We start from the raw sequence: 24,970 nt of genomic DNA, 5'->3' as shown, positions 1-24,970 counted from the left end.
GCCAGTCTTAAGTCTTATATATTGGCTAATAGACAATTACTTTACTAAAATAGGATAAATTAAACCAGAAATGTATACTTTGTAAGAAAAAATCATAGCTGTTTTAGGATATTATTTGCTATTTTATGTATTTGCCAATTACAATGGTATTGTAAATAAATACATAAAGTAGCATTAGTAGGTTTGGAGGGATATAGATTTGGAAAATATTTTTGATTTAAACAAGGGATTGTCAAGAAGAAAATATTGGTATTATCAGTGTATACTGTTTGTGTTTGGATTAGGGATAGAAACTTTTTCAATGTTTGTATACAAAAATTCTCTGATTGAAAACAATTATTTAAAATATTTCGTGATAAATGGTCCTTTTGATTTTTATAATTTTCTTAGGATCGTGTTCTTTATAATGATTATTATAGGTTTTTCTGTTCCAAGAAAGAAGGTTTGTTGATATTGGGTGGTCGAAATTTGTAGCTTTACTAAGTCTGTTACCGTTAGTTGGTATTATCACAAGTGGGATTTGTTTATTTAAAAAGGGAAAAGACAATAAAACAGATGAGGCTGTGACATAAGTCTATAAAAAAGAGTACGGTAGCAGCCGTACTCTAAATCATTCAACCCTCGAAAGGATCAAAATCATGCATACAAATTATAACATGAATCAACTCACTTTAGATATCACAACTTCTTATATTCCAAAAGAAGATAGCACCGCTTGTTTTATCAATGAACTCGTTGAATCCCTTGAAATCAACGAAGCATACCTTTTTGGTCGCCCTCGTAATTATGATTTGAGTGCCCTGTTAAAATTAGTTCTTTTCGCCTATACATGCAGCGTGTTTAGCAGTCGGGAAATTGAGCAACTAGCAGAAGAAAGTCTCCCTGCTGGTTGACGCAAGAACAGATTCCTAGCTATCGTACAATCGCGTGCTTTCGAATTTCTAATGAGTTAGAAACGTTGATTGAAAAAGGGCTCGATTCGTTGATCCACTACCTTAGAGAGCAAAAATTAATGAGTGATTCGATTTTTATCGATGGAACGAAGGTTCTCGCAGATGCCAATAAATACAGTTTTGTTTGAAAAAAGAGCACCATTAAATACGACAAAATGAATCGTGAACAGATCATCTCTTTGATGTCTGAATTCAAAGAAGCACATGTAGCGAGTCATATTCCCGAAGAAACCACGCTCACATTAGATAGGTTAGATGAAGTACTTACAAGGCTGGAACTACGATTAGAAGATTTAGAGCAAGAAGTGATCCAAACCAAAGATGCTTCACCGAATCCAGCCAAACAACAACGTCGTACACTAAAAGCACAAAAAAGAAAACTAAGCGAGCGTCGGGACAAAATGACGGATCACCAACAGCGCTTAGCTATGTACCCGAAATAGTTATTCAAAAACAGATACAGATGCCACATTTATGCGTGTCAAAGAAGATCCTATGCGTAATGGGCAATTAAAGCCTGCGTTCAACCTTCAAATAGCTGCCAGTAATCAGTTCATTTTGGATTATGATGTCTATCAAAATCCAACGAATACGAAAACCTTCCCTACTTTTATAGAAAAAATGAACAAGGCGGGTCGACTTCCTAGGTATATTGTGGCAGATGCCGGGTATGGTTCAGAACAAAATTATCGGTACCTTGAAGATGAACGATCGAACCATACTATACCGCATTGATCCCCTACTCTACGATGTTGAAAGAGCAAAGTAAGAAATGGCAATCGGATGAACGAAAAGTCATGAATTGGACGTATAACGAAAAAGAGGATTGCTACCTTGATCCAAAAGGAGTTCGTTTCAATTTCAATGCATACAGGACAGACACGAATAAAGTCGACGGATTTTTCCGAGATTTTAAAGAATACAAAGTAGAAAAATATACAGAAAACAAAGAAGTGATTCAAGAGGCGTTGACCCAAGGGGGCAATACACGCATCATTAAAGTCAATCCTTCGCTAGAATACTTTAAAGTAAAACAACGTACCTTGCTTTCAGAACCTGAGAATGGAAAAATCTACGCACAAAGAAAAATTGACGTAGAACTAGTCTTTGGGTGGATGAAGGCTTGTTTGCATTTCACTCGATACCATGTTCGAGGGATGGAAAAGGTGAAAAAAGAGACAGGCATTCTTATCATGGCATTAAATATGAGGAAGTTAGCGGCAATGAAACGTCTCGGTATGTTAAATACATAAAGAAGTTGGCTCCATGAAATCATTTACTGATTTCATGGAGCCAACTTCTTGTAGTTAATGACAATGACTTATGTCACAGCCTCGTGGTTTGATTCCAAAAAGAAAAAATCCAGTGATTCAGAATGTAAGAGAAATGGTTACGGCTTTAAATATTATTTCTGCAAGACAGGTGAGTAGTGATCAAGCGCCAAAAGTTCTTAGAAAAGAATTTCATGATAACTTTTTGATTTGTGTAGGAAGTGCAAAAACAGCTGGCTCAAAAGCTACTCTCAGCAAACGAACGCTTGAAGTTTAATCCAAACGATCAGGAATTGCTAGCTAAGGTAAAAGTGTTACGTGAAGAAAAGAATGAATTGGAAAAAGAGATTAAGGTATTTGAAAAACAACTAAGAACATATGAAGAAGCATTAACAATTTTAAATGAAAAAGGATTTCCGGAGTTAGGAGATTTCGAAAAATAAAACTAATATTAGAGAGAGTTAATCAAGATTTTTATTCACAGATAATTATGTATATACTTCCAGGAAGTCTTGTGTTATACTTTGTATATACAGAAAGAGGTGTTTTAGATGGAAATGCTATCGATAAAAAAATGGGGAAATAGTAATGGACTTAGACTTCCTAAATCTACGATGGAATATCTTCAACTCCATACAGAAGACAAAGTGAAGGTTATACAAGATGAATCTGATGGTAAGAAACGATTAATTATCGAAGCTTTAGATTCAGATGATGAATTAACAATTGAACAATTGTTTGCAAACTACAACGGAGGAAAAGTAAATGTTGCTGTTCAAAATTTAGGAAAAGCCGTGGGAAATGAAAAATGGTAAAAGTTCCACACCAAGGCGATATTTTGTTATTGAATACAGCTCCCCGATCAGGTCATGAACAGACAGGAAAGAGACCGTATATTGTTTTAAGTCACAATATTATTGCGGATTACAGTAATGTTGTAATTGTTGCCCCGATATCAAGTACCAATAGAAACTATCCTCTGTATGTTTCTATTGACTCTTCCTATCAAATGAAAACTTCAGGAAAAGTATTATTAGATCAATTAACAACTATTGATTACGAAGCTAGAAAATGTGTATTTCTAGAGACAGCTCATGAAAACCTAGTCAATGAACTATTGTTAAAGGTTAAAACGGTATTTCAAAAAGTATAATCATTAGCGAAATGTAAAAAAACTTTATGAAAATGGGGGAACTACTATGGCAACCATTAATCAACTAATTGAATAAAAGAAAAAAAGCAGTAGCTCTTTCGCTAAAGAGTTTGAGTTAGAGTCTCAAAGACTAGAAGTAGCAGTTGCGTTAGCTCAATTGCGGAAAGAGCTAGGTTTTTCTCAAAGGGAACTTGCTGAAAAAGTTGTCAAACCACAAAGTACTATTGCTAGGATTGAAAATGGAACATTGAATGTTAGCTTTAAAGTTCTTTATGAAATTGCACATGACGTAGGAAAAGAATTACACTTAGAATTTAAATAGTTATAATATATTGCAAAAGAACGGCTTACTTTTAATGAAGTGAGTCGTTCTTTTTATTATGGCTCTTTTTCTATTAGTGTATTCTTCAAGCTCTTCTCGTAAATAAAGTTTCACTTTAGCTGGACCTTTTCCTTCAGTTTTATAAAAAGGAATTATATGGTCAATTTTTACTGCTTGATTAAAAGCATTGTTGTTTGGCCAGTTATCTGTGTACCGATCTCTTTGCTGACTAAATGATGAGACAACCATTTGTTAATTCCTTTTTTGTTGTTTCGTTTGATAAATCAATTTCCATTACTTGTCCCTCCATTCAATCACAGTGTACGGAAAACTTTTATAGAAATCAATATTTTACTTGTAATAATATACCAGTACTGTTAAAACAATCGTATAAAGTACGTGTACTGGTAAGAATAGAAAGGGTGATTTAATGATAAATAATGTTGTATTAGTAGGGAGACTAACTAAAAATCCTGATTTACGTTTTACTGTAAGTGGTGCGGCTGTTGCAACTTTTACACTAGCTGTGAATCGTAAATTTAAGAATCAGCATGGTAATCAAAGTTAGACCTAAAAATCTAACTTTTGGAGTTTTTTTGTATGGAAAAATACAGTTTTGAAGTTAAACTTGTTCATGACTACTTATCTGGTCAAGGAGGTCTAAGGTTTCTCGCAAAGAAGTATGGGGTTAAAAATAATTCTCAAATAAGCAAATGGATTAATACCTATAAAGAACTTGGTGAAGAAGGACTACTTCGCAGTCGAAAAAGTAAGAATTACTCTATTCAATTTAAGCTAGATGCGATAGAGTTGTCCTATCAAGAAGTAGCTAATCTTCTAAAAATGAACAATCCATCATTGATTGGAAATTGGCTTAGAACGTATCAGAAGTTTGGTATAGAGGGACTCTCTAAACAGAAAGGACGTCCACCTACCATGTCTAAAAAGAAATGAACCCCAACCATTACCAAGTGAACTATCTCAAGTAGAGAAACTAGAAAAAGAAAATAGAATGTTAAAAATCGAGAATGCCTATTTAAAAGAATTGAAGAGACTGCGTTTAGAGGACGAACAAAAAATGAACGAATCGCACGAATCATTCACAGTCTCCGAAGACACTTTCGATTAAAAGATATTTTGGAAACCCTAAGGTTTCCAAAATCCACTTACATGTACTGGCAAAAACGCCTTGACAGAACAGCTTCAACACAAATAATTGAAGAAGAAATTCAAGCGATTCGTAAAAAACATCAACATTATGGCTATAGAAGGATGAATCAAGAATTGAAACGACGTGGATTTCAAGTGAATAAAAAGAAAGTCCAACGATTAATTCAAAAGTTAAAGTTACAAGTCAAAGCTTTTACTAAGAATCTAGGAAGTACAATTCCTATAAAGGAACCGTTGGTAAAATCGCGACGAATCAAATTTTTAGCGATTTTACCAACGGTTCCTCATCAAAAAATCACAACTGATACAACTGAATTTAAGTACTTTGAAGCAGATAACGCAGGCATCTTTCGTCAGAAAAAACTATATTTAGATTCATTTATGGATATGTATAATAGTGAAATTCTAAGCTATAGCCTTTCTACTCAACCAAACGGTAAAACAGTTATGGCAGGTCTGAAAGAAGCAATTTCTCAAACAAATGATTGTCCCTATCGTCGCACCTTTCACTCTGAGCAAGGTTGGGCTTATCAAATGAATGTCTATATACAAACATTAAAGGACAACAATATCTTTCAAAGTATGTCTCGAAAAGGAACCTGTTTAGATAATTCTCCTATGGAGAATTTCTTCAGTATCCTAAAACAAGAAGTGTACTATGGAAAAATCTATCAAAATCAAAATGAATTAAGAGAAGCAATTGAGAACTACATTTATTATTACAACCATCACCGAATCAAAGAAAAACTTAACTGGAAAAGCCCAGTAGAATTTCGACAATTCAATCAAAAAAACTGCATAAAAAATAGAGTGGAAAAATCCACTCTATAAAATTCTAACTTTTTGGGGTCACTACACCTATTTGTTTGGTCACTTTTATTTTAGCAAAGGTGTTCTTATTTTTATACAAAAAATAAACCAGATGCCAATCAATCTTATTAATTGTTATCTGTTTTTTTCAATCTCTTGTTGTACTAAATTTTATTTAATTTACCGAGTTTTAATTGTTCAATATTTAAAAATTTCTGTATTGAAAGTGAAATAGCTCCACTAATTACAGGGTTCCATTCGATAGGGCTGTTAATAACTAATACGTCTTTTGTAAATTGATTGTTTAAATTTCTTTGGATTATGTTTATTATATCTGGAATTTTTTTTGTTAATGGACTATTGAAAATTACTAATTCAGGTGCATATAACATGATAGCATTATTAACACCAATAGATAAATAGTAGGCATATTGTTCAATCATTTTAACAACTTTTGATTCTTTGTTATTATATAGAATAGAAACTACATCTGAATTTATTTTATTGAGATTTTTCTCTTTCGAAATTTCGTGATAAATCACTTGTGTAGAGCAATATTTTTCTAAGCAACCATGATTTCCACAAGTACATTTTCTTCCATTGGGAAACAAAATAGTATGTCCTAATTGTCCAGCATAACCTTTATTACCAACATCTAGTTTACCATTTTTCACAAGTCCGACACCAATGCCACTATGAAGACTAATGGATGCTAAGTTTTCTATATCTGATGAAAAAGTATATTCACCCAACGCTGATAAATTAGCTTCATTTTGTAAGAATACTGGGAAGTTGTATTCTTGGTTTAACATTTCAACTAGGTTTATTTCAGCAAGATCATTGTAGGAAGTACTGATAATTTTATTATTTAGAACTTGACCTTGAAGAGCTATTGTCATACCTACTATGCCATAATGGGTATGAGGACAATCTGAAGTAAGCTGATTGAATACTTTATGAATTAAATCTTGGACATTTTTTTTGTTAACATAGGTATCAATAAGTTGAACCCTATGGATTTCTTTTCCATCTAAAGAAGCTAATGCGCCATCTATATAGTTATAGCCTAGATCAATTGCAATTACTAAGGCTGAAGAACTACCGTTAAAGGTCAGCATGATAGGTTTTCTTCCTCGATTTGTAGCTTCTCCGATCCTTTTTTCAATGATGAATCCATCGTTTATTAGTTTGTTTGTAATTGAAGAAACAGATGCTTTATTTAAAGAGGTGATCTTACTTAATTCGGCTCTAGATATTTCTCTATGTTTTATAATTTGATTAAGTATTTGAGCTTCATTTTGTTCTCTAATAGTGTATTTGCTGGAAATCATTTTTCTCTCCTTAAATTAGAATAAATTAGTTGTAATTAAAGTTTAAGATTCCTATTTGCTAAAAGCAAATTAATTTATCAAAAAAAATATAGCGTTTACAGTTGACATTTCACTGAGCCTGTTTTATAGTCTATTTATTAATTAGTTTAACGTGCTAACGAATAAATTTCAAGTCATTGATGCTGATTATCTTATGTTTATTTTTTTTAGTTAATTAGTTTATCGTGAAAACAAATTAATCTATAACCTTTTGTTGACACAGAGAGAGCAAAAGGAGTGCATATGAAAGCGTTTGTATTGTTGCGATTACTAGTATTGTTATCATATACAAACTAATTAAGAAGAAATTGAAAGTGGGTTGGAAGATGTGATTGAAGTTACACCAAAATCTTTTTCGAGAACTTTTGATGATGAATTATTGATTGTAGAAGCTTGGGGTGAAAATGCCGTTAGAGTCAGATCGTTTGTAGATATGAACTTTGAAAATAGACTTAATTCTTTAATTGGTGAGCCTGATGCTTTAGGTACAGTCATAATAAATCAAGACGAAAATAAGACAGAATTAATAAACGGGAAAATTAGAGTTGTGTTAGACCATCGGGACCGATTGACTTTTTATAATGAAAAAAATGAAGTGCTATTAAAAGAGTTTATCAGATTGAGAGCTGTCAAACATGATGACGGAAGTGAAGATGCAGGTACAATTGAAATAACTAAAGATTTTAATTCAACGCTGAAGTTGAAGTCTAGAGAATACCACTCTAATTTACAAGGTGGTTTTCAGGTTACAACTAGATTTGAATCTGAATCAAGTGAGAAGATTTTTGGAATGGGACAATATCAACAATCTTATCTTGATTTGAAGAATACAGTTCTAGAATTAGCTCAAAGAAACTCACAAGTATCTATACCATTCTATGTATCGAGTTTAGGATATGGATTTTTATGGAATAATCCAGGTATAGGAGAGGTATCATTTGCTAAAAACATGACTCGATGGAAAATGGCTTCTACTAATTATATTGACTATGTAGTAATTGCGGGTGATACCCCAAAAGAGATACTTCGAAATTATAGTGATTTAACTGGTAAAGTTCCTAAAATGCCTGAAAACTTATTGGGATTATGGCAAAGTAAACTACGCTATCGATCTCCAAATGAAGTAATGGATGTTGTAAAAAAATACTATGCTTTGGGAATAAAACTTTCAACTATAGCTATTGACTATTTCCATTGGCCTAAACAAGGTGAATATCGATTTGATGAAGAATATTGGCCTCAACCTGAACAATTTTTAAGAACATTAAGAGATGAATATAATGTAGAGCCAATTATTTCCATATGGCCTACTGTACAAACTGATGCAATGAATTTTAATGAATATCTAGAAAATGGTTACTTAGTGAAAGTAAATCGTGGCGTTAGATTAACAATGCAAATTCAAGGAAATACAATTTTTGTTGATATGACTAATGAGAAAGCACGAGAATATGTTTGGAACCTCATTAAAAAGAATTATGTTAACAAAGGAGTTAAATATTTTTGGCTAGATGTAGCTGAGCCTGGGTATTCTGTATATGATTTCGATAATTATCGATATAAAAAAGGAACCGATTTACAAATTGGGAATTTGTATCCAATCGATTATTTATCAATGATTTCTGAAGGTTTAGGAAATAATCAATCAGTTGTTACACTTGTAAGAGGTGGATGGGCAGGGGCTCAACGCTATGGAGCTTTGTTATGGTCAGGAGATATTGATTCTAGCTTTGAAGCTTTTCGTAATCAAGTAAATACTGGATTAAACGTTGGGTTGGCTGGGTTACCTTGGTGGACAACAGATATTGGAGGATTTCATGGAGGAGATCCTAAAGATCCTGAGTTTAGAGAATTACTAGTCCGCTGGTTCCAATATGCAACATTTTCGCCTATTTTACGAATGCATGGTGATCGCTTACCACACAGCAAACCATTATCTGATCATGGAGGAGGATCAATGGTTACCGGAGCTCCAAATGAAATTTGGTCTTATGGTAAAGAAGTCGAACAAATACTAACGAAATATATAAAAATACGAGAAGAATTGAAGCCTTATATTAGTAAGTTGATGAGACAGGCCCATGAGTTTGGTGATCCACTTATGAGAACATTATTTTATGAATATCCACATGATCAGAATGCATGGAATATTGAAGATACCTATTTATTTGGAGATGCGATTCTTGTTGCGCCTATTGAAAATTATAAAGAAACTAGTCGAGAAGTTTATTTACCAAAAGGTGAAAGTTGGACAAACCTATGGACAAGAGAAAACTTTGATGGTGGAAAAACAGTGGTAGTCGAAGCAGACATTCAACAAATCCCGATTTTTATCAAAACAAGTGAAAAAGGTAAATTTTCAAAATTATTTGATGTAATTAAGGAGGAAAATTAATGGAAGCAAGTATTTTTCAATTAGTATTAATTGTGCTGTATGGATTTTTTATTAACTTTGAAAAAAACTCAACAATGTTTGGAACTTATCAACCGGTAACAGCGGGTTTTGTTACAGGATTAATCCTAGGTGATATATCAACAGGTTTATTTATCGGTGGTACTTTACAGTTACTATCTTTGGGAATAAGTAATTTTGGAGGAGCTTCAATACCTGACTATCAAACAGCAAGTATCGTAGCAACTTTTATTACAATTACTACTGGGCAAAAACCATCTGTAGGAATCTCTATTGGTATACCAGTAGCTTTATTGATGGTCCAACTAGATGTTATCAGAAATACCATAGGTATCTGGATGGTTCACAAAGCTGAAGCAGGTGTGAAAAAAGGTGATTATAGTATGATTACCAAAATGCAAATGTTTGGCGTGTTTTTAACAGCAGCAACAACAGGCATACCAGTAGCATTGGCAGTAATTTTCGGTCCATCATTAATTAATACAATTCTATCGTATACTCCAGAATGGCTAACCAATGGATTAACTGTTGCTGGAGGTTTACTACCAGCTGTCGGTATAGGGTTACTACTGCGATATTTACCTGCAAAAGAATATTTTAGTTATCTTGTTATTGGTTTTGTAATGGCTGTTTATATGAAAATACCTTTATTAGGAGTAGCGCTTGTAGGGGCAGCTATTGCATTAATAATTTATAAAAAAAATAGTCAAGATTTAGTAAAGAATACTGTGATTAATATAGCAGGGGGGATGGATGACGATGAATAATATCGAACAATTAAAATTACGCATTGATACAAAAACTAAACGAAGTGTTTTGTGGAGATGGTTTTTTACAAGCTCAGTTTCTTCTAATTATGAAAAGATGCAAGCGCTAGCATATTGTTATGCAGTATTACCATTTTTAAAAATAGCATATAAAAATAAACCAGAAGCATTACAAAAAGCGGTATTAAATCATTTACAATTTTTTAATACTAATCCTTGGGTGGCACCTTACATTTTAGGTATTAATGTAGCTATGGAAGAGAATGCTGACGAAAACACAGAAGAGGCTGTAACATCTATTAAGACAGGCCTTATGGGCCCGGTAGCTGGTTTGGGTGATAGTTTATTTGTAGTTATTCCTTGGACTATATTTGGTGCTATTGCAGCAAATATGGCTATTGATGGTAGTCCAGTTGGAATTTTGTTATGGATTGTTGTAAGTGTAGCGCTAAAATTAGTTAGTATTCCATTATTTAATGCAGGATATGCCTCAGGAACAAAATTAATTGCTACTATAGAAAAAAGTTTGAAATTATTAACTGAGTCAACTTCGATTTTAGGATTAATGGTCGTGGGGGCATTAATACCTTCAGTCGTTAAAGCTAATATTACTTTAAACTTTAAACAGGGTAATTTTTCAATGAAAGGTCAAGATATTTTGGATCAAATAATGCCTGGATTATTGCCTGCATTATTAGTTGGTTTAGTTTTCTGGGCATTAAAGAAGAACGTTAAACCTATTTACTTAATTCTTGGTGTTATGGTATTGTCAATTGTTTTAGCGGCTCTAGGTATTTTAAAATAAAATAATTTATGGGAGGCATTTTCGATGGAAATGAAAGGTATTAACAATATTAGAATTGATGATCGCTTGATCCATGGTCAAGTAGCTACAATGTGGAGTAATAAATTGGGAGTAACACGTTTAATGGTAGTGAACGACAACGTTGCTAAAAATGATTTACAAAAGCAGGTTTTAAGAATGGCAGTTCCTGCTGGAATTTCTTCGTCTATCATAACTGAAGAAACAGCTATTAGTAATATTAAAAATGGCAAATATGAAGGACAAAATGTTCTGATGATTGTCAAATCACCCGTAGATTTATTACCATTTATTGAAAATGATTTAGAGATAAAAAGAATCAATGTTGGTAATATGTCAAATCGTAATAATACTACTGTTTTAAGACCAAATATTAGTGTCACTGATGAAGAGCGATCTGCTTTTGAGAAACTATTAAGTCTAGATATTGAAATAACAACAATTATGACACCAGATGATAAAAAGACTTTTTTAAAAGATATATTGTAAAGGAGATCATTATGACCAACGAAGTAATTTTAATGAGCCATGGCCTTATGGCGAAAGAAATTTTGAATTCGGCTCAAATGATCTTAGGTGATCAAATAAATTATCCTGTTGTTTCTATGACGCCTGATGATGGTATTGAAGGGACCTTTAATAAATTAGATAAAATTATTGGTACTTTAAATGATGCAAAAAGAATTGTGATTTTAGCAGATCTGATGGGTGGGACTCCAGCAAATACTGCCATGATGCTAGCAAGTGAAGACTCAAGAATTCAGATAATAACTGGAGTTAATTTGGGAATGGTTTTAGAATCATTCTTTGCTATAAAAGAGGAAAATCTTGTAGAACATTTATTGAAAATAGGTACCGAAAGTATTAAAATACCGAAGTTACAAATTGCTGAAGAAGAGGAAGAGTAAAATTAAAACTACCTCTGACTAATTAATTTTCAATAGTATATAAATTATAAAAATATTAATCGAATTGAAATAACAATTTTAAAGATGATAAGGAGACTTTTAACATGGTTTACTTCCCAAAAATCGAAAAAATTAAATATGAAGGAACGAACACAAAAAATATGTACGCGTTTCGACACTATAACCCAGAAGAAATAATTATGGGAAAGACTATGAAAGAACATTTACGATTTGCTGTAGCATACTGGCACACTATGACACAAGACGGTTCAGATCCTTTTGGAAAAGCAGTTAATAAGCGAAGTTGGTTGGGAGAATCTCCTATGGAGACTGCAAAAAAAAGAGTTATAGCTTTTTTTGAAATTTTAGAAAAGCTAGATGTTGAATATTTTTGTTTTCATGACATTGATATTGCTCCAGAAGGTAACTCTTTAAAAGAATTCTTTTCTAATATTGATGAAATTACAGATTTAATAAAAGAAAAGATGGATGAAACTGGTATTAAACTATTGTGGAATACTGCAAATATGTTTTCAAATCCTCGTTATGTCAACGGCGCAGCATCTACAAATAATGCAAACGTATACGCTATCGCAGCTGCTCAGGTAAAAAAAGGTTTAGATGTTTCAAAAAAATTAGGTGGAGAAAATTATGTTTTTTGGGGTGGACGTGAAGGATATGAAACATTACTAAATACTGATATGAAGTTTGAACAAGATAATATTGCGCGTCTATTCAAAATGGCTATATTTTACGGTGAAAAAATTGGACACAAGCCACAATTTTTGATTGAACCAAAACCCAAAGAGCCTTCAAAACATCAATACGATTTCGATGCTGCAACTACTATGGCATTTATTTTAAAATACGGGTTAGAAAAGGATTTTAAGCTAAATCTAGAGGCTAACCATGCAACTTTAGCTGGACATACATTTGAACATGAACTTAATGTAGCTCGAAACTATGGTGCCTTGGGTTCAATTGATGCTAATCAAGGTGATGTTCTGCTTGGCTGGGATACAGATGAATTTCCTACTAATGTTTATGATGTTACATTAGCTATGTATGAAATACTAGAAAATGGGGGTATTGAACCTGGGGGAATAAACTTTGATTCTAAAGTTAGACGTTCATCTTTTGAAATGGAAGATTTATTACTTGCTCACATTGCTGGAATGGATACATTTGCGAGAGGATTAAAGAGTGCGATGAAATTAAAAGAGGATCGTTTCTTTGAGGATCTAAAAGAACAGCGTTATTCATCGTTTAAAAAAGGTATTGGAGCAAAAATTATTTCTGGAAAAGAAAATTTAGAAAGTTTAACTAATTATGCCCTAAAAAATGATGAACCAATAATAGAATCAAGTCATATAGAATATGTAAAAAATATTTTAAATGATTATCTGTATTAAGAAAAATGAGCTGAAATATCTTTTGTAGGTATTTCAGCTTTTTTGAAAGGATTTAATAATTATGAGTTATGTTTTAGGTATAGATTTAGGTACAAGTTCATTAAAAGGATTATTGGTATCTGAAATAGGGGATGTCATTGCTACGTCTTCATCAGATTATCCATTGTTTTCTTCAAGACCAGGATATAGTGAACAAAATCCACACGATTGGATTAAAGCAATTGAAAATGTAATTAATGATTTATTGAGTGAATTTCCCGAAATGAAAAAAGAATTGAAAGGGATTAGTATATCTGGACAAATGCATAGTTTAGTATTATTAGACAAGGATAATGAAATAATTCGTCCTGCTATTTTATGGAATGATGTACGTACAACGAAACAATGTGAGGATATTATGAATTGTATGGGGAGAGAAGTACAGGAAATTACTAAAAATATTGCTTTAGAAGGCTTTACTTTGCCAAAAATTTTATGGGTTCAAGAAAATGAAGAAAAGAATTGGACTAAAACGAGGCATATAATGTTACCTAAGGATTATTTGGTACATTGGCTAACTGGTTGTTATTCTACGGATTATTCAGATGCAGCTGGTACGTTAATGCTAGATGTTAAAAAGCGCGTTTGGTCCAAGACAATTCTTGATAAGTTTAATATTCCTAAGGAGTATTTGCCAACATTATTTGAGTCTTCAGCTAAAGTTGGTAATATGAGAAGTTCGTTGATTAATAGATTTGGACTAGAAACAAAAGTGGAAATTTTTGCAGGTGGAGCTGATAATGCTTGTGCGGCTATTGGAGCTGGGATAGTTAATTCTGAAGTAGCAATGCTGTCAATTGGTACTAGTGGCGTCTTTTTGTCAATGGAAGACGATGCTGAGAACGAATATCAAGGTAATCTCCACTTATTTAATTCAGCTCTGCCTAATTCTTATTACTCCATGGGAGTAACGTTGGCAGCAGGTAATTCTTTAAAATGGTTTAGAGATACATTTGCTAAAGATGTAGAATTTTCTGATTTGTTAGCGAATATTGATGAAGTAATAGTAGGAAGTGAGGGCTTGATTTTTACTCCCTATATAAGAGGAGAAAGAACTCCGTATCAAGATAGTCAAATTCGGGGGAGTTTTATTGGTATCGATAGTCGACATAGTCTAAAACATTTTACACGATCAGTTATTGAAGGAATAACTTTTTCATTAAAAGAATCTAAAGTAATCATGGAACAAAGAAAAAATTTGAAAATAAAAAAAATTATTTCTGTAGGTGGAGGAACGAAAAATCAACAATGGCTTCAGATACAGGCTGATATTTTTGGCCTTCCTATCACTACATTGGAAACGGAACAGGGTCCTAGCTTGGGAGCTGCAATATTAGCAGTTATTGGTTGTGGTATGTGTGCAAACATTGATAGTTGTATTAAAATGTTTGTGAAATATAAAAAAGTATATCAACCAATTGAAAAAAATGTGTTGTTATATAATAAATTCTTTCAAGTATATAGTAAAGTTTATTCTACTACTAAAGAGATTTGTTATCAATTACAAGAGTAAACGTTAGTCAATTTAATATAATAGTGTTAGTCAAAAAGCATAAAGTAATATTTTAAATTTTTGTCTCCATGATAAATAGAATTGCATTATTTAAGGCAAATAGATAGTACAAAAGATTATGCTTTCTAGAAAATTAAAATAGTTAAGTAAGAAAAGGCGTTTTGTTTGAATATATTTCTTATAACTATTGTACAACGAATAGAATATAAAAATTATGATAGATAGTATGAATGTGTATTTGATGGATAATATATAGATAAAAAAGAGCGTAGCAGGCAATGAAATAGAAAGAAAGTACTATATTTAACTTACCGTAACTATTCTGTAACATTTAGAAAATAAGAATAGTTACGGTAAGTTAAAAAACGTTTTATAATTTTTGTTTTCGAGATAAAAGCTAATGAAAAAGAAGATAATTAAAGTTTTAGTTATTTGTGTTGAAATTAGTATTGGTTTCACAGCATTAGGGACAATTTTGAAAAAGGTTACTCAATTAATAATACGTTAGCAAATCCGTAAAATTCATTAGATAGAAACTTAAATAATCTTTTATTAAAATGAGGATAGAACTTTTATCAGTAAAAGCATTGTATAATAAAAAAAGAGTTTAACTAACAATTAGTGGTTTTGCTCTAAGAAATAAATATTAGAATTACTAATGCCGATATAAATTCTTTAAGGATGGTTAGTTTTTTTCATAGCCTTAGAATAGTTGCAAAATTTCATATAGGACAATGAAAAATAATTGAATATAAGAAAACTAATGGCTAGGAAACTCCAAAATTCTTGAACGACAATGGGGGGTATTTTTTAAATTATCTATATCCTTTTAATGATAATATATCGCAAAAAGAAAGTGATTATTACTGTTAATCATGTTGTATTAAAAAAGCTTGCCTAATTTAGAAATAAATTTATTTCTAAATAATGTTACAGAAAATACTACTCCACCTAAACATCCGATTAAGCTTATTAAAAAAAATAGTTGAAGAGTACTTTCAAATTTGTAAACACTAGAAATGATTTTTAACATTAGTAAGCTTAAAATAGTCATTACTATAGTTGAATAAACTAATCTTGAATAATACTTTCTGTTATATTTTATTGGATTAATATCAAATTTTCTACTTAGAAATCTATAAGCTATGATGGTTGTAAACATCGTACATATAATTGTAGCAATCGATAATCCATACCCTTTAAATAGATATATACATGGAATTTGAATAATAAGTTTTAATAAAAGAGTTATTGAAGTGATTTGCATAGCTTTCTTATGAAAACTTAGTGCTTGTAAAATAGATAATACTATTGTAAAAATCCCTAATAGAGATGTGCTAATAATTGTTGCTGATAAATATCTACTTCCATCTAAATTAAATCCAAAGAATAATGTATTAAGAGGATTGCATAATATTATCATTCCTATCGAAGTAGGTAGTAAAAATGTAAAGGCTAATCGTAGTATTTGTGAGGTACCTTGTAATAACTCAGGTTTTGATTTTACAGTACTTATTAAAGGTAGAGCTGAAATAGTAATTGATCCAATAATACCTAGTAGTACTGGAGCTAATTTATTTAGGATTTGCAGAGGCTAATGTATACAATGTTTGAAGTTCGCTTAAACTACTTTGAGGAAAAAACAAAGAATACAAAACCTTTAAAGAAAATTGATCAATTAATTGTAAAATAGAAATAGCCGATCCTACATATACAAACGGCAATGATTCTTTGATTATATCTATAGCAAGACCTTTCATGTGAGATATAGATTTTAAAGGTAAGAAGTAAAAATCTTTAAGTTGAAACAAATTTCTTTTTTTTCCGATAAAAAGTAGATAAAGAAATGCAACTATTCCCCCTATGGAGGATGCAAATGTACTTAATATAACTGCAGATAAAATACTACCATTAAATTGAACTCTAATTAGATAGGTTCCTACTAAAATACAAACTACTCGAACTAATTGTTCTAGTAGTTGGGAAACACCAAAAGGAAAACTATAATTTAGACCTTGAAAATACCCTCTTAGTGCGCTAAGTATAGGAATAATTAATAAAGAAAAACAAAGGCTACGGATTGCTGTGATACCCGCAGTATGATCAACTATTGGACTTATTTTACTTAATGTAGGAGCAAAAATAAACATTAATAAAGCAGAGAGAATCCCTATTATTTCCATAACTATCAAGCCACTTTTGAACAATTCTTTTATTTGGTTTTTATTTCCATTAATATTTAATTCAGCAATTTTTTTAGCAATGCCACTAGGAAATCCAGCTGTACCAAGTGATAAGAATAAAGCATAAGGTAAGTATGCAACATTATAAATAGCTTGAGCAGTTTGTTGATTGTGGATAGTTCCCATAAATTTTAGCCAAGGTATTAGATAAATGAATCCGAGAATTTTACAAACAATATTAAAGAATGATAACCAAAAACTCCCTATTAATAACTTTTCCCTCATATAGTAACCTCCAATCTATTATAAAAAGTATAAATAATTAGTTAGTAAATCTCTATGGTAAGATTCATTTTTTTATAAAAATTAAAACTTGTATTAATACTTACCTTGAAATAAAACGGAATAAAATCTAATTTAATCAAATTCGAAGGGCACCAACTTACAAAATTGTTAGATAGAAACCTTTGTCTCAATGTTTACAAAACTAGATCAATGGAGCTACAATTCTTGCGTGGAAGACGTTTTCTAATTTTTATTTTCGAGATGAATACTAATGAAAAAGAAGTTAGTTAAAAGTTTAGTTATTTGAGGCATGATTGGGATTGGTTTTACAGCATTAGAAACAAATATAGAAGTTGAAACTAGATCATATAGAAATATTGTAAAATGCTGTTTCTTTTATAGATAAAAATAGCATGCTTAAATACAAAGAGGTGAGAATAAAATAGATGAAATTTATATCTCCGATGATCTTTACGTTACTTCTCGTAATCTTTACTCTTGTTTTTGAATTAAATTTAGTATCTATAGCATACTTTGCCTTATTATTGTCTATCTTTGTACATGAGTTAGGTCATTTAGCTTTTGGATTATTTAATAAAGTTAGACCAGAGTCATTAATATTTGGGTTTATAAAACTTTCGTGGGAAAATCAGTTTAAGATTAGATTAAATACACAGTGGGGATTTTTGGTGGATTATTTAGATATAAGCCAACTACGTTTAATAATAAGAAAATTCTGAGGTTGTTAACCGGAGGACCAATATTTAGTCTTTTTTTTTACATTAACCTTTTTTGTAAAAATTGACTTTTTCAATATTTTTCTTTATTTAATTTTTCAATATTCTTGATTACTGTAGTTCCTTTTAATTTTAACGGGTTTATGAATGATGGATACAATATATATAAATTAGTTACTAAGGATTATATTTTCGAAATGTATTATATTGTATCAAATAGCTTACTTAATAAATATAATCAGTCAACTTTCTTAAATACCAATGAGGTATGCAAAATAATAAAAAAAATAAAGAATTACCATTATATGTGCTAAATACATTCTTACTGTATGTTATATATGAGTATTTAATAGACAAAAATAATAGGAAATTAAAACTAATATACCCAATACTTAGTAAAGAAGACAAGATACTGAATAATAAAAGTTATTTACAGAATTTTTATTTAGCTAATTTGTATATGATAGAATATATCTTATCTGTAGACAATAAACAAACTTTTAAAAAATCTAGACTCAATTAGTAGATCTAGAATTAAATATCTAAATTTTAAATGATCAAAAAGTGCTGATGATGAAATAAGCCAATCAATGACAAAATTTAACAATATCATTAAAAATTATTCAGATCAAACGTCAACTATGATTATAGCAGAAAAACAATGGGTTCAAAATTGAGATAAGAAACCAGCTAGACTGTCAACGTAAAATGATAGGCTAAAAAAAGTGATGTGTGCTTGATACAATTTTTATACAGTATTTCGTGATGTAATAAACAAATTTTCTATTAAAATATGTTAACTAAAAAGACAAACTTTTTGGGGGGCACTACATATACCTTGTTGGTCTTTTTTATATTCCAATTGTTATTAGGTATGTAGCAGGACATTTAAGGTATATTTTGATTTGTGTTCTGGGTCAGCGCACCAAAAACAAAAATGAAACGTGCGTCAGAGGAAGTATGTGTGGTTTTCCAATAAAAACAGCTGATGGTCCAATTTTAAAGAATAATATAGCACAGGAGAATATGAATGAAAAAAGGAAAGTTACCATTAATGATATAGGGAGAAATATAGTGTATTTAAGGAATTTGAGTAACGGTAAATAGTTGATGAATATATACTTTTTTAGTAGAAAAAAACACTGATAGGAGGTATAATATTGAAAAAGAGAATATGTATCACTACTGGAGTTGCAATGTTATTAGGATTATCACCGATATTAACAACAGGGGCTACAGTATACGCAAATGAAGAGAGTAACTACGTATAAGTAAATTCTACAACAAAAGAGCTAGAGCAACGGATGGAGGCGCTAGCCAATCAATACAAAGGAGTTTCTCTATTTGAAACCGAATTCAATAAAGAAAATATGACTCCTGTTCAATTAGAATTATATAACAAAGTTTTAGATCTACAATATGATATTGCTTTACAAAATGGAAGTGCAAAAGGGATGTCTAGAGAGCAATATAAACAATATCTATCAAACGCGATACAAGGTTTTATAATACAACCTAGAAATACTGGACATGGTTTGATTTCTGTTGACGTCTTAGAAACAGTTTTAGATACTGCGCTTAATGTTGTATTAATTATCGGAAGTTTTGGGTCAATGTCTGCAATGGTTAAAGAATTGGGTCAAGAAGGCGCAAAAAACTAATTACAAGATAAAGCAGTTGGATTAATTATTAGTGTGATTCTAAGTTCTGGAAAGCAAGCTGCAAAATTATTAGATTCTATTGACAAAATACCCAATAATGGCTACATTGAATTAACTTAATAGAGTTTACGAAAGGATTGAAAAAGATGTACCTTGTAATAGGGTCAATTCTAATAATCTTTATAGTCTCAGTTTTTATCTCTACTATAGGGACTTTGAATGAAAAAATAACAAATAAATTCTACTTATTTGTTAAATTTTCGTTTAATATTTCTATTGCTTGTATTTTTTTAGGTGGTATATCTTTTCTTTATGCTTACTTTGTTTTTGATGAGTTTAAAAATTTTAAAATTATCTTGATATCCATATTTTTATTTGTAATCTCTTACAAAGGTTATATGGATAAAAAATATTTTCCATGAAGATGTATGATACTAGACTTAATTAGTAAGAAGGAGACATATTGATGGTTCAACTAATTTCTATTATTTTTGCGTTTTTGATTATATACACTTTATTTAAAACAAGAGAAACAAGTAATTCTTCAAGAAAATTAAGAATGTTAGTGTACACTTTTTTGGGGATAATTTTTCTATTAGGCTTAGTAAGTGTCGTATTAGGAACCTATGGGCTGTTGAATTCTTATAACATTAGTGGAAATTGGCGTATAAATATGTCCTCTATTTTAGTTGTGTTGGCTGGAATTTTACTAGTTGTACTTTCTTATGTTGGTATTTCAAAATTTAAAATGAATTGTTAGGTGAATTAAATGAAGAAAGTTATCTCTACCATTTTACTAGTAATCCTTTTTTGTGGGATCAGGTTATGTGGTAAACGCTGCTCCTGAAATGAAGAGTTTGACTAATTTCGAAACGAATGATCAACATTATGATTTACAAGGGATAGAACATTCCTTTTGCTAAAGTGTTAAACTTTAAAACAAGTAGAAAAGATATTACAGCAAAAACGATATTAAAATTTGTATATCTAAAAAAGACAGACAATGAATTGAATAATGCTTCTGCATCTATTAAAGATTGTATTCGCTATGCCACTTCTATTGGGGTAAATATGGAATAGCTTGATGCAATGAAGAATGAACTTGATTTCAACCAAGTGAAGAGTGAGATTGATAAGGATCATCCAGTATTACTATGTTATAAACCAAACAAAACCGATTTAATGGAACCTTATTTATTAGCTGTAGCGCATGGATACGTATACGTTGCTCCAGATGGTCAAAATACTAAAGAACCATTTATGAGTACAAGTATCTGGATGTCGAACTATATATATCCTTCTATCCTGACTACGTTGGCGAATAAAAATAAGTAACAGTTACATATTTTTCAGTGAATAATGCGCCACAAAAAGATTATACATTTATTGGTATGATTATTTTTAAGTAAGAAAGGTTGTAAGGAAATTGAAAAAATACATTTTGTGTTTGAACACATTTGATTGAAGAACATCAACGCGACTATCTCTATGGTAATTAGGGGCACGTACTAAGTGCCTTTTTGAATGTAGAGTCATTTATTATGCTTAAGAAAAAAACTTACACAAAACTCTATACAGATCCGATTTCACTGTAACTGCTTTTAAAGAAAAGACGATATAAAGATAGTATAAAGAAATAAACTTAAGTTTCACACTATCTTTAGGTCTTTTTTTTTATGCTTACAGAGTAAAGAAAATTAGTTAGTTTATTTAACTGGTTGTTTTGAAAAGGAGTGAAGTGAAATGACGATTATTTTAGGAATTATTGGACTCTTATTAATGATCTATCTTTTCTGGTTTTTATTTAAGGGGGAAGAAGTTTGAAAATAAATCTATTTGAAGATACCTGAAGAACGGTACACTAAATAAGCCTACCGTTTTCAAAATTTTTGAAATGGAAGACAACGAGTCTATTTAGGAAGAATCAACGTAACTTTGGTTTAAGCACTATCTATAATGGTATATCCGCGTTTTCTTAAAAGGTCCAGAGCTTGGGATTGCGTCAGAACTTTCTCTTCTTTCGCAGGTTTTGGCTCCAGATATCCTTTAGCAGAATAGGGTTCCACCTTTGATAAGACATTCCAGATAGCGGTCAGGAGCATCTTACAAATAGCAATGATAGCTTTCTTGTGTCCACGATTCGCTTTGATTCTACGATAGCGATTTTTAAATTCTGGATGTTCTTTGGATCTGAGAAGAGCATTGGCAATCTGTACAAGTAGCGGTTTCAACGACTGCCCTGCACGAGAGATACGTGTTGATTTTGTTCGTCGGGCACTGCGATCGTTTCTTGGACAGCATCCAGCCCAAGAAATAAAGTGTTTCGAAGTTGGAAACACGGACATATCCGGTCCTATTTCTGAAAGAATCGCAATCGCTGTTATTGGCTGAGTGTCTAAGCCCGGTATGGTACGAAGTAGTTCCAAAACAGGGGAGAAGGGTTCTGCAAGAGCTTGAATCTCTAGATTGATCTCTTCTCGATGCTTCTCAATCTCGTTAATATGGTTGAGGCATTGGCGAAGCTTAATCGCTTGAGGTACAGAAATCGCCCCCTCAACTGCCGCTTGGATTTCTTCAACGGGAGTTTTACAACGGGCATGGATAAATGGTCGAACATCAAATGATTCACCGGGATGTTCTAACAAGTATTGGATGATAGAAGTGGATGATTTTCCGAACACATCACTAAAAACATCATCTAGTTTCAGATTAGAAACGGTTAAGCAGTTTAAAGCACGATTCTTTTCACTTGTTTTCATGTTGGTCAGTTTCGTCCGATAACGCATTAGATCACGAAGCTGGCGGATTTCAAGACCAGGAATAAAACTGGGTTTGATCATGTCGCACATAAAGAGATCACAAATCCATTTTGCATCTTTGCGATCTGTTTTATTTCCTTTCTGGGGTTTGGTGTACTTCGGATGAGCCAGTGTGACAAAACAAGTTTTTTCAAGAATATTAAAAACAGGGATCCAAAATTTACCGGAAGATTCCAAACACACATCCTTACAGTTGTATTTAGCAAGCCATTCAGCTAATTCATTGAGACCTTTTGTAAAGGAAGAGAAGCGAGCTTGCTTATACACTGTACGACCATTCGCATCTGTGATTCCGATACACGCATAGATCCACGTTTTGTGGACATCCAAGCCACAACAATTTTTACGAAAGATTTTGAACATAGCAACCTCCTGTAAAAAAATAGTACAGGTTTGGTAGGGACTGGTCATCCGGCGAAATCGAGTCAACTTCGGAAGAGATAAGTTTACGGGCTACGGGTTTGCGCCATTCATTGATGCCTTAACGGATGACCGACACCATATAATTATGCGGGGTTGCCGCTATACAGCCCCGCCACTCACCTCCTCGGGTTCTGTAGTGTACCAGGGACCTGCAAGGAAAGGGTAACACGGAATAAAAAAAGAAAGAAGGCGCTCTAAGGTTTTCATCACCTCATTGGTGCCTTTCGTAGGAAGGCGGATTTATAATTATGAATAGCTTGATTTATCAAGGATTATTTTTCCTATTCATATTATTGTTATTGGCAGTGCCGTTAGGCTGGTACATTAAAGAAATCATGCAGGGGGAAATCCCTAAAGGAGTATCCTTCTTACAGCCAGTAGAACGTTTATTTTATAAAGCGATTGGACCTATCAGCAAAAAAGAAATGTCAGCGAAACGTTATGCACTGAATGTGCTGCTGTTAAGTTTCTTCTCAATCGTACTTTTGATTGCTATTTTAATGACACAGCACTTTTTACCGGGAGGTTCCTCAGTAAAAAATCTAACGCTGCCGTTAGCGATAAATACGGCCGTCAGTTATGTTACGAATACCAACTGGCAAGCATATGTGGGTGAAACGACTTTATCAAATACATCGCAAATGTTTGGTTTGACAGCTCAAAATTTTGTTTCAGCAGGTGTGGGACTTTCTGTTTTGGTAGCATTGCTTCGAGGACTTTCACAAGTCAAAAAGAAAGCATTAGGAAATTTTTGGCAAGATTTAACTCGTAGTTTAGTTTACATTCTGTTACCGATATCAATCATTCTTGCTGTTTTATTAATTTCACAAGGAACCGTTCAGTCTTTCCAATCCGGGGTCGCTTATCAAGGTTTGGAAGGGAAAAGTCTTTGGTTGCATTTAGGTCCGGTAGCTAGTCAGGTGGCAATCAAACAACTTGGTACAAATGGCGGTGGTTTCTTTGGTGCTAACTCAGCATACCCATTCGAAAACCCAACACTATTCTCAAACTTTTTAGAGAATATTGCGATCTTGTTGCTCCCAGCGGCATTGATCTTTGCTTTTGGCTTTTGGGTCAAGGATTGGAGACAAGGACGAACGATAATGATAGTATCCTTGTTTTTCTTACTATTAGCTTTCGTCGGCGTTGCTTTTAGCGAGTATTACGGGCCTGAATTTACGCATGTTCTTGGATCGACCAATTTGGAAGGAAAAGAAATTCGCTTCGGCATTGGCTGGTCTAGCTTATGGTCCGTCGGTACGACCGCCGCTTCGAATGGTTCGGTGAACGCGGTGTTGGATAGTTTTACACCGCTTGGTGGCGCCATTCCAATGTTCTTAATGCAGCTTGGCGAGATAATTTTTGGTGGTGTTGGGAGCGGACTGTATGGAATGTTGGCATTTCTATTGCTAGCAGTTTTTATAGCAGGTCTTTTAGTTGGGCGGACACCTGAATATTTAGGTAAAAAAATCGAAGCTTTTGATATCAAAATGGCTAGCCTAGTTATCTTAACACCATTGATGTTGACGCTTTTCGGGGCAATGGCTCTAGTCCTACATCCAGAGGTAATGTCTTGGTTAACGAACCAGGGTCCCCATGCTTTCACTGAATTGCTTTATGGGGCAACTTCATTAGCCAACAACAACGGAAGTGCTTTTGGTGGGTTGCTAGCTAATACGACATTCTTAAACCTTTTAGCTAGTTTAATGATGGCTGTTTCAAGATACTTGCCGATCATCGCCATCTTACTTTTAGCGGAAAATATGGGAAGTAAAAAGAAAGCAGCTTTAAGTTCAGGAACATTATCCACGGTTAGTCCAACATTTGTTTCTATGTTGATTATTGTTATTTTGGTAATTGGAGCTTTAAGTTTCTTACCATCATTGGCACTAGGTCCGATTGCGGAATTCTTTACGATGAAATAGATGGAGTGAGTAA

At 32.4% G+C, this 24,970-nt stretch carries 20 protein-coding genes and 3 pseudogenes; 18 read left to right on the top strand and 5 right to left on the bottom strand.

Annotation, left to right across the window (positions count from 1 at the left end; genetic code table 11):
- Positions 1 to 638: 638 nt before the first annotated feature.
- The 5 genes and pseudogenes from AB1I62_RS08890 to AB1I62_RS08870 form a co-directional block, all read left to right on the top strand.
- Positions 639 to 2,170, top strand: a pseudogene (locus tag AB1I62_RS08890) (IS1182 family transposase); the annotation flags it as partial.
- Positions 2,171 to 2,445: 275 nt separating this feature from the next.
- Entirely contained in the window at positions 2,446 to 2,667 is a 222-nt protein-coding gene (locus AB1I62_RS08885; RefSeq protein ID WP_367019180.1) for a hypothetical protein, read from the top strand.
- A gap of 108 nt (positions 2,668 to 2,775) precedes the next feature.
- On the top strand, positions 2,776 to 3,039 hold the full coding sequence (locus AB1I62_RS08880; RefSeq protein ID WP_367019179.1) for a PbsX family transcriptional regulator: 264 nt from the start codon (positions 2,776 to 2,778) through the stop codon (positions 3,037 to 3,039).
- A complete protein-coding gene (locus AB1I62_RS08875) occupies positions 3,033 to 3,377 on the top strand; it encodes a type II toxin-antitoxin system PemK/MazF family toxin (protein WP_367019178.1) in 345 nt (114 codons plus the stop codon). The genes AB1I62_RS08880 and AB1I62_RS08875 overlap by 7 nt, the downstream gene beginning before the upstream one ends.
- Positions 3,378 to 3,423: 46 nt before the next feature.
- Positions 3,424 to 3,699: pseudogene (locus AB1I62_RS08870) on the top strand (helix-turn-helix transcriptional regulator).
- On the opposite strand, the gene AB1I62_RS08865 reads toward AB1I62_RS08870, so the two are convergent.
- Complete coding sequence (locus AB1I62_RS08865; RefSeq protein ID WP_367019177.1) at positions 3,700 to 3,948, bottom strand: hypothetical protein; 249 nt, start codon at positions 3,946 to 3,948, stop codon at positions 3,700 to 3,702.
- Between the two features lie 181 nt (positions 3,949 to 4,129).
- On the opposite strand from AB1I62_RS08865, the pseudogene ssb reads away from it, so the two are divergent.
- The 3 genes and pseudogenes from ssb to AB1I62_RS08850 all read left to right on the top strand — a co-directional run.
- Positions 4,130 to 4,261 (top strand): annotated as a pseudogene (gene ssb / locus AB1I62_RS08860) (single-stranded DNA-binding protein); the annotation flags it as partial.
- Between the two features lie 38 nt (positions 4,262 to 4,299).
- Positions 4,300 to 4,653 carry a transposase gene (locus AB1I62_RS08855; RefSeq protein ID WP_367019175.1) on the top strand — a complete coding sequence of 118 codons (354 nt, stop codon included), beginning with the start codon at positions 4,300 to 4,302 and terminating at the stop codon, positions 4,651 to 4,653.
- A gap of 90 nt (positions 4,654 to 4,743) precedes the next feature.
- Positions 4,744 to 5,700 carry an IS3 family transposase gene (locus AB1I62_RS08850; protein WP_367019428.1) on the top strand — a complete coding sequence of 319 codons (957 nt, stop codon included), beginning with the start codon at positions 4,744 to 4,746 and terminating at the stop codon, positions 5,698 to 5,700.
- A gap of 143 nt (positions 5,701 to 5,843) precedes the next feature.
- On the opposite strand, the gene AB1I62_RS08845 is transcribed toward AB1I62_RS08850, so the two are convergent.
- Complete coding sequence (locus tag AB1I62_RS08845) at positions 5,844 to 7,010, bottom strand: ROK family transcriptional regulator (RefSeq protein WP_002358549.1); 1,167 nt, start codon at positions 7,008 to 7,010, stop codon at positions 5,844 to 5,846.
- 358 nt (positions 7,011 to 7,368) lie between these two features.
- Here AB1I62_RS08845 and AB1I62_RS08840 point away from each other — a divergent pair, with 358 nt between their 5' ends.
- The 7 genes from AB1I62_RS08840 to xylB all read left to right on the top strand — a co-directional run bounded on the left by AB1I62_RS08840 (position 7,369) and on the right by xylB (position 14,924).
- A complete protein-coding gene (locus tag AB1I62_RS08840) occupies positions 7,369 to 9,444 on the top strand; it encodes a TIM-barrel domain-containing protein (RefSeq protein WP_002382850.1) in 2,076 nt (691 codons plus the stop codon).
- Positions 9,444 to 10,229 carry a PTS sugar transporter subunit IIC gene (locus AB1I62_RS08835; protein ID WP_002358551.1) on the top strand — a complete coding sequence of 262 codons (786 nt, stop codon included), beginning with the start codon at positions 9,444 to 9,446 and terminating at the stop codon, positions 10,227 to 10,229. Before AB1I62_RS08840 ends, AB1I62_RS08835 begins: the two co-directional genes overlap by 1 nt.
- On the top strand, positions 10,222 to 11,034 hold the full coding sequence (locus tag AB1I62_RS08830) for a PTS system mannose/fructose/sorbose family transporter subunit IID (protein ID WP_002358552.1): 813 nt from the start codon (positions 10,222 to 10,224) through the stop codon (positions 11,032 to 11,034). The genes AB1I62_RS08835 and AB1I62_RS08830 overlap by 8 nt, the downstream gene beginning before the upstream one ends.
- Before the next feature lie 24 nt (positions 11,035 to 11,058).
- Positions 11,059 to 11,541 carry a PTS sugar transporter subunit IIB gene (locus AB1I62_RS08825; protein WP_002363085.1) on the top strand — a complete coding sequence of 161 codons (483 nt, stop codon included), beginning with the start codon at positions 11,059 to 11,061 and terminating at the stop codon, positions 11,539 to 11,541.
- Positions 11,542 to 11,552: 11 nt separating this feature from the next.
- The gene (locus AB1I62_RS08820; RefSeq protein WP_002382851.1) at positions 11,553 to 11,960 is read left to right on the top strand and encodes a PTS sugar transporter subunit IIA; all 408 of its coding nucleotides are present in this window, start codon (positions 11,553 to 11,555) and stop codon (positions 11,958 to 11,960) included.
- A gap of 104 nt (positions 11,961 to 12,064) precedes the next feature.
- Positions 12,065 to 13,372 carry a xylose isomerase gene (gene xylA / locus AB1I62_RS08815; protein WP_002358555.1) on the top strand — a complete coding sequence of 436 codons (1,308 nt, stop codon included), beginning with the start codon at positions 12,065 to 12,067 and terminating at the stop codon, positions 13,370 to 13,372.
- Positions 13,373 to 13,433: 61 nt separating this feature from the next.
- Positions 13,434 to 14,924, top strand: a complete 1,491-nt coding sequence (gene xylB / locus AB1I62_RS08810; RefSeq protein ID WP_002358556.1) for a xylulokinase — start codon at positions 13,434 to 13,436, stop codon at positions 14,922 to 14,924.
- 883 nt (positions 14,925 to 15,807) lie between these two features.
- Here the strand turns inward: xylB and AB1I62_RS08805 are convergent.
- Positions 15,808 to 16,440: a polysaccharide biosynthesis C-terminal domain-containing protein gene (locus AB1I62_RS08805; RefSeq protein ID WP_367019427.1), complete on the bottom strand. Its 633-nt coding sequence runs from the start codon at positions 16,438 to 16,440 to the stop codon at positions 15,808 to 15,810.
- A gap of 58 nt (positions 16,441 to 16,498) precedes the next feature.
- Positions 16,499 to 17,392 (bottom strand): oligosaccharide flippase family protein, encoded by an 894-nt coding sequence (locus tag AB1I62_RS08800; RefSeq protein WP_367019173.1) that lies wholly within the window; start codon positions 17,390 to 17,392, stop codon positions 16,499 to 16,501.
- Between the two features lie 2,041 nt (positions 17,393 to 19,433).
- Between AB1I62_RS08800 and AB1I62_RS08795 the strand changes: the two genes are divergently transcribed.
- Both AB1I62_RS08795 and AB1I62_RS08790 read left to right on the top strand, forming a co-directional pair.
- Entirely contained in the window at positions 19,434 to 19,790 is a 357-nt protein-coding gene (locus AB1I62_RS08795) for a hypothetical protein (protein WP_002377964.1), read from the top strand.
- Between the two features lie 1,089 nt (positions 19,791 to 20,879).
- The gene (locus AB1I62_RS08790) at positions 20,880 to 21,125 is read left to right on the top strand and encodes a hypothetical protein (protein WP_002377967.1); all 246 of its coding nucleotides are present in this window, start codon (positions 20,880 to 20,882) and stop codon (positions 21,123 to 21,125) included.
- A gap of 605 nt (positions 21,126 to 21,730) precedes the next feature.
- Here the strand turns inward: AB1I62_RS08790 and AB1I62_RS08785 are convergent.
- Entirely contained in the window at positions 21,731 to 22,972 is a 1,242-nt protein-coding gene (locus tag AB1I62_RS08785) for an IS110 family transposase (protein WP_016178709.1), read from the bottom strand.
- Between the two features lie 308 nt (positions 22,973 to 23,280).
- Between AB1I62_RS08785 and kdpA the strand changes: the two genes are divergently transcribed.
- Complete coding sequence (gene kdpA, locus AB1I62_RS08780; RefSeq protein WP_002377968.1) at positions 23,281 to 24,957, top strand: potassium-transporting ATPase subunit KdpA; 1,677 nt, start codon at positions 23,281 to 23,283, stop codon at positions 24,955 to 24,957.
- Positions 24,958 to 24,970 lie beyond the last annotated feature (13 nt).

This window comes from Enterococcus sp. AN402, from assembly GCF_040719405.1.
GTDB lineage: Bacteria > Bacillota > Bacilli > Lactobacillales > Enterococcaceae > Enterococcus > Enterococcus faecalis.
Note: the sequence above shows the minus strand (reverse complement) of the source record. Positions and strands in the feature narration are given on the sequence as shown.

What these genes read in the sequence shown, in the direction of transcription:
- AB1I62_RS08880 (WP_367019179.1), top strand. Translation starts at nt 2,776, where the DNA reads ATGGAAATGCTATCGATAAAAAAATGGGGAAATAGTAATGGACTTAGA.
- AB1I62_RS08875 (WP_367019178.1), top strand. Translation starts at nt 3,033, where the DNA reads ATGGTAAAAGTTCCACACCAAGGCGATATTTTGTTATTGAATACAGCT.
- AB1I62_RS08865 (WP_367019177.1), bottom strand. Translation starts at nt 3,948, where the DNA reads ATGGTTGTCTCATCATTTAGTCAGCAAAGAGATCGGTACACAGATAAC.
- AB1I62_RS08855 (WP_367019175.1), top strand. Translation starts at nt 4,300, where the DNA reads ATGGAAAAATACAGTTTTGAAGTTAAACTTGTTCATGACTACTTATCT.
- AB1I62_RS08845 (WP_002358549.1), bottom strand. Translation starts at nt 7,010, where the DNA reads ATGATTTCCAGCAAATACACTATTAGAGAACAAAATGAAGCTCAAATA.
- AB1I62_RS08835 (WP_002358551.1), top strand. Translation starts at nt 9,444, where the DNA reads ATGGAAGCAAGTATTTTTCAATTAGTATTAATTGTGCTGTATGGATTT.
- AB1I62_RS08830 (WP_002358552.1), top strand. Translation starts at nt 10,222, where the DNA reads ATGAATAATATCGAACAATTAAAATTACGCATTGATACAAAAACTAAA.
- AB1I62_RS08825 (WP_002363085.1), top strand. Translation starts at nt 11,059, where the DNA reads ATGGAAATGAAAGGTATTAACAATATTAGAATTGATGATCGCTTGATC.
- AB1I62_RS08820 (WP_002382851.1), top strand. Translation starts at nt 11,553, where the DNA reads ATGACCAACGAAGTAATTTTAATGAGCCATGGCCTTATGGCGAAAGAA.
- xylA (WP_002358555.1), top strand. Translation starts at nt 12,065, where the DNA reads ATGGTTTACTTCCCAAAAATCGAAAAAATTAAATATGAAGGAACGAAC.
- xylB (WP_002358556.1), top strand. Translation starts at nt 13,434, where the DNA reads ATGAGTTATGTTTTAGGTATAGATTTAGGTACAAGTTCATTAAAAGGA.
- AB1I62_RS08800 (WP_367019173.1), bottom strand. Translation starts at nt 17,392, where the DNA reads ATGAGGGAAAAGTTATTAATAGGGAGTTTTTGGTTATCATTCTTTAAT.
- AB1I62_RS08795 (WP_002377964.1), top strand. Translation starts at nt 19,434, where the DNA reads ATGGAGGCGCTAGCCAATCAATACAAAGGAGTTTCTCTATTTGAAACC.
- AB1I62_RS08790 (WP_002377967.1), top strand. Translation starts at nt 20,880, where the DNA reads ATGAAGAATGAACTTGATTTCAACCAAGTGAAGAGTGAGATTGATAAG.
- AB1I62_RS08785 (WP_016178709.1), bottom strand. Translation starts at nt 22,972, where the DNA reads ATGTTCAAAATCTTTCGTAAAAATTGTTGTGGCTTGGATGTCCACAAA.
- kdpA (WP_002377968.1), top strand. Translation starts at nt 23,281, where the DNA reads ATGAATAGCTTGATTTATCAAGGATTATTTTTCCTATTCATATTATTG.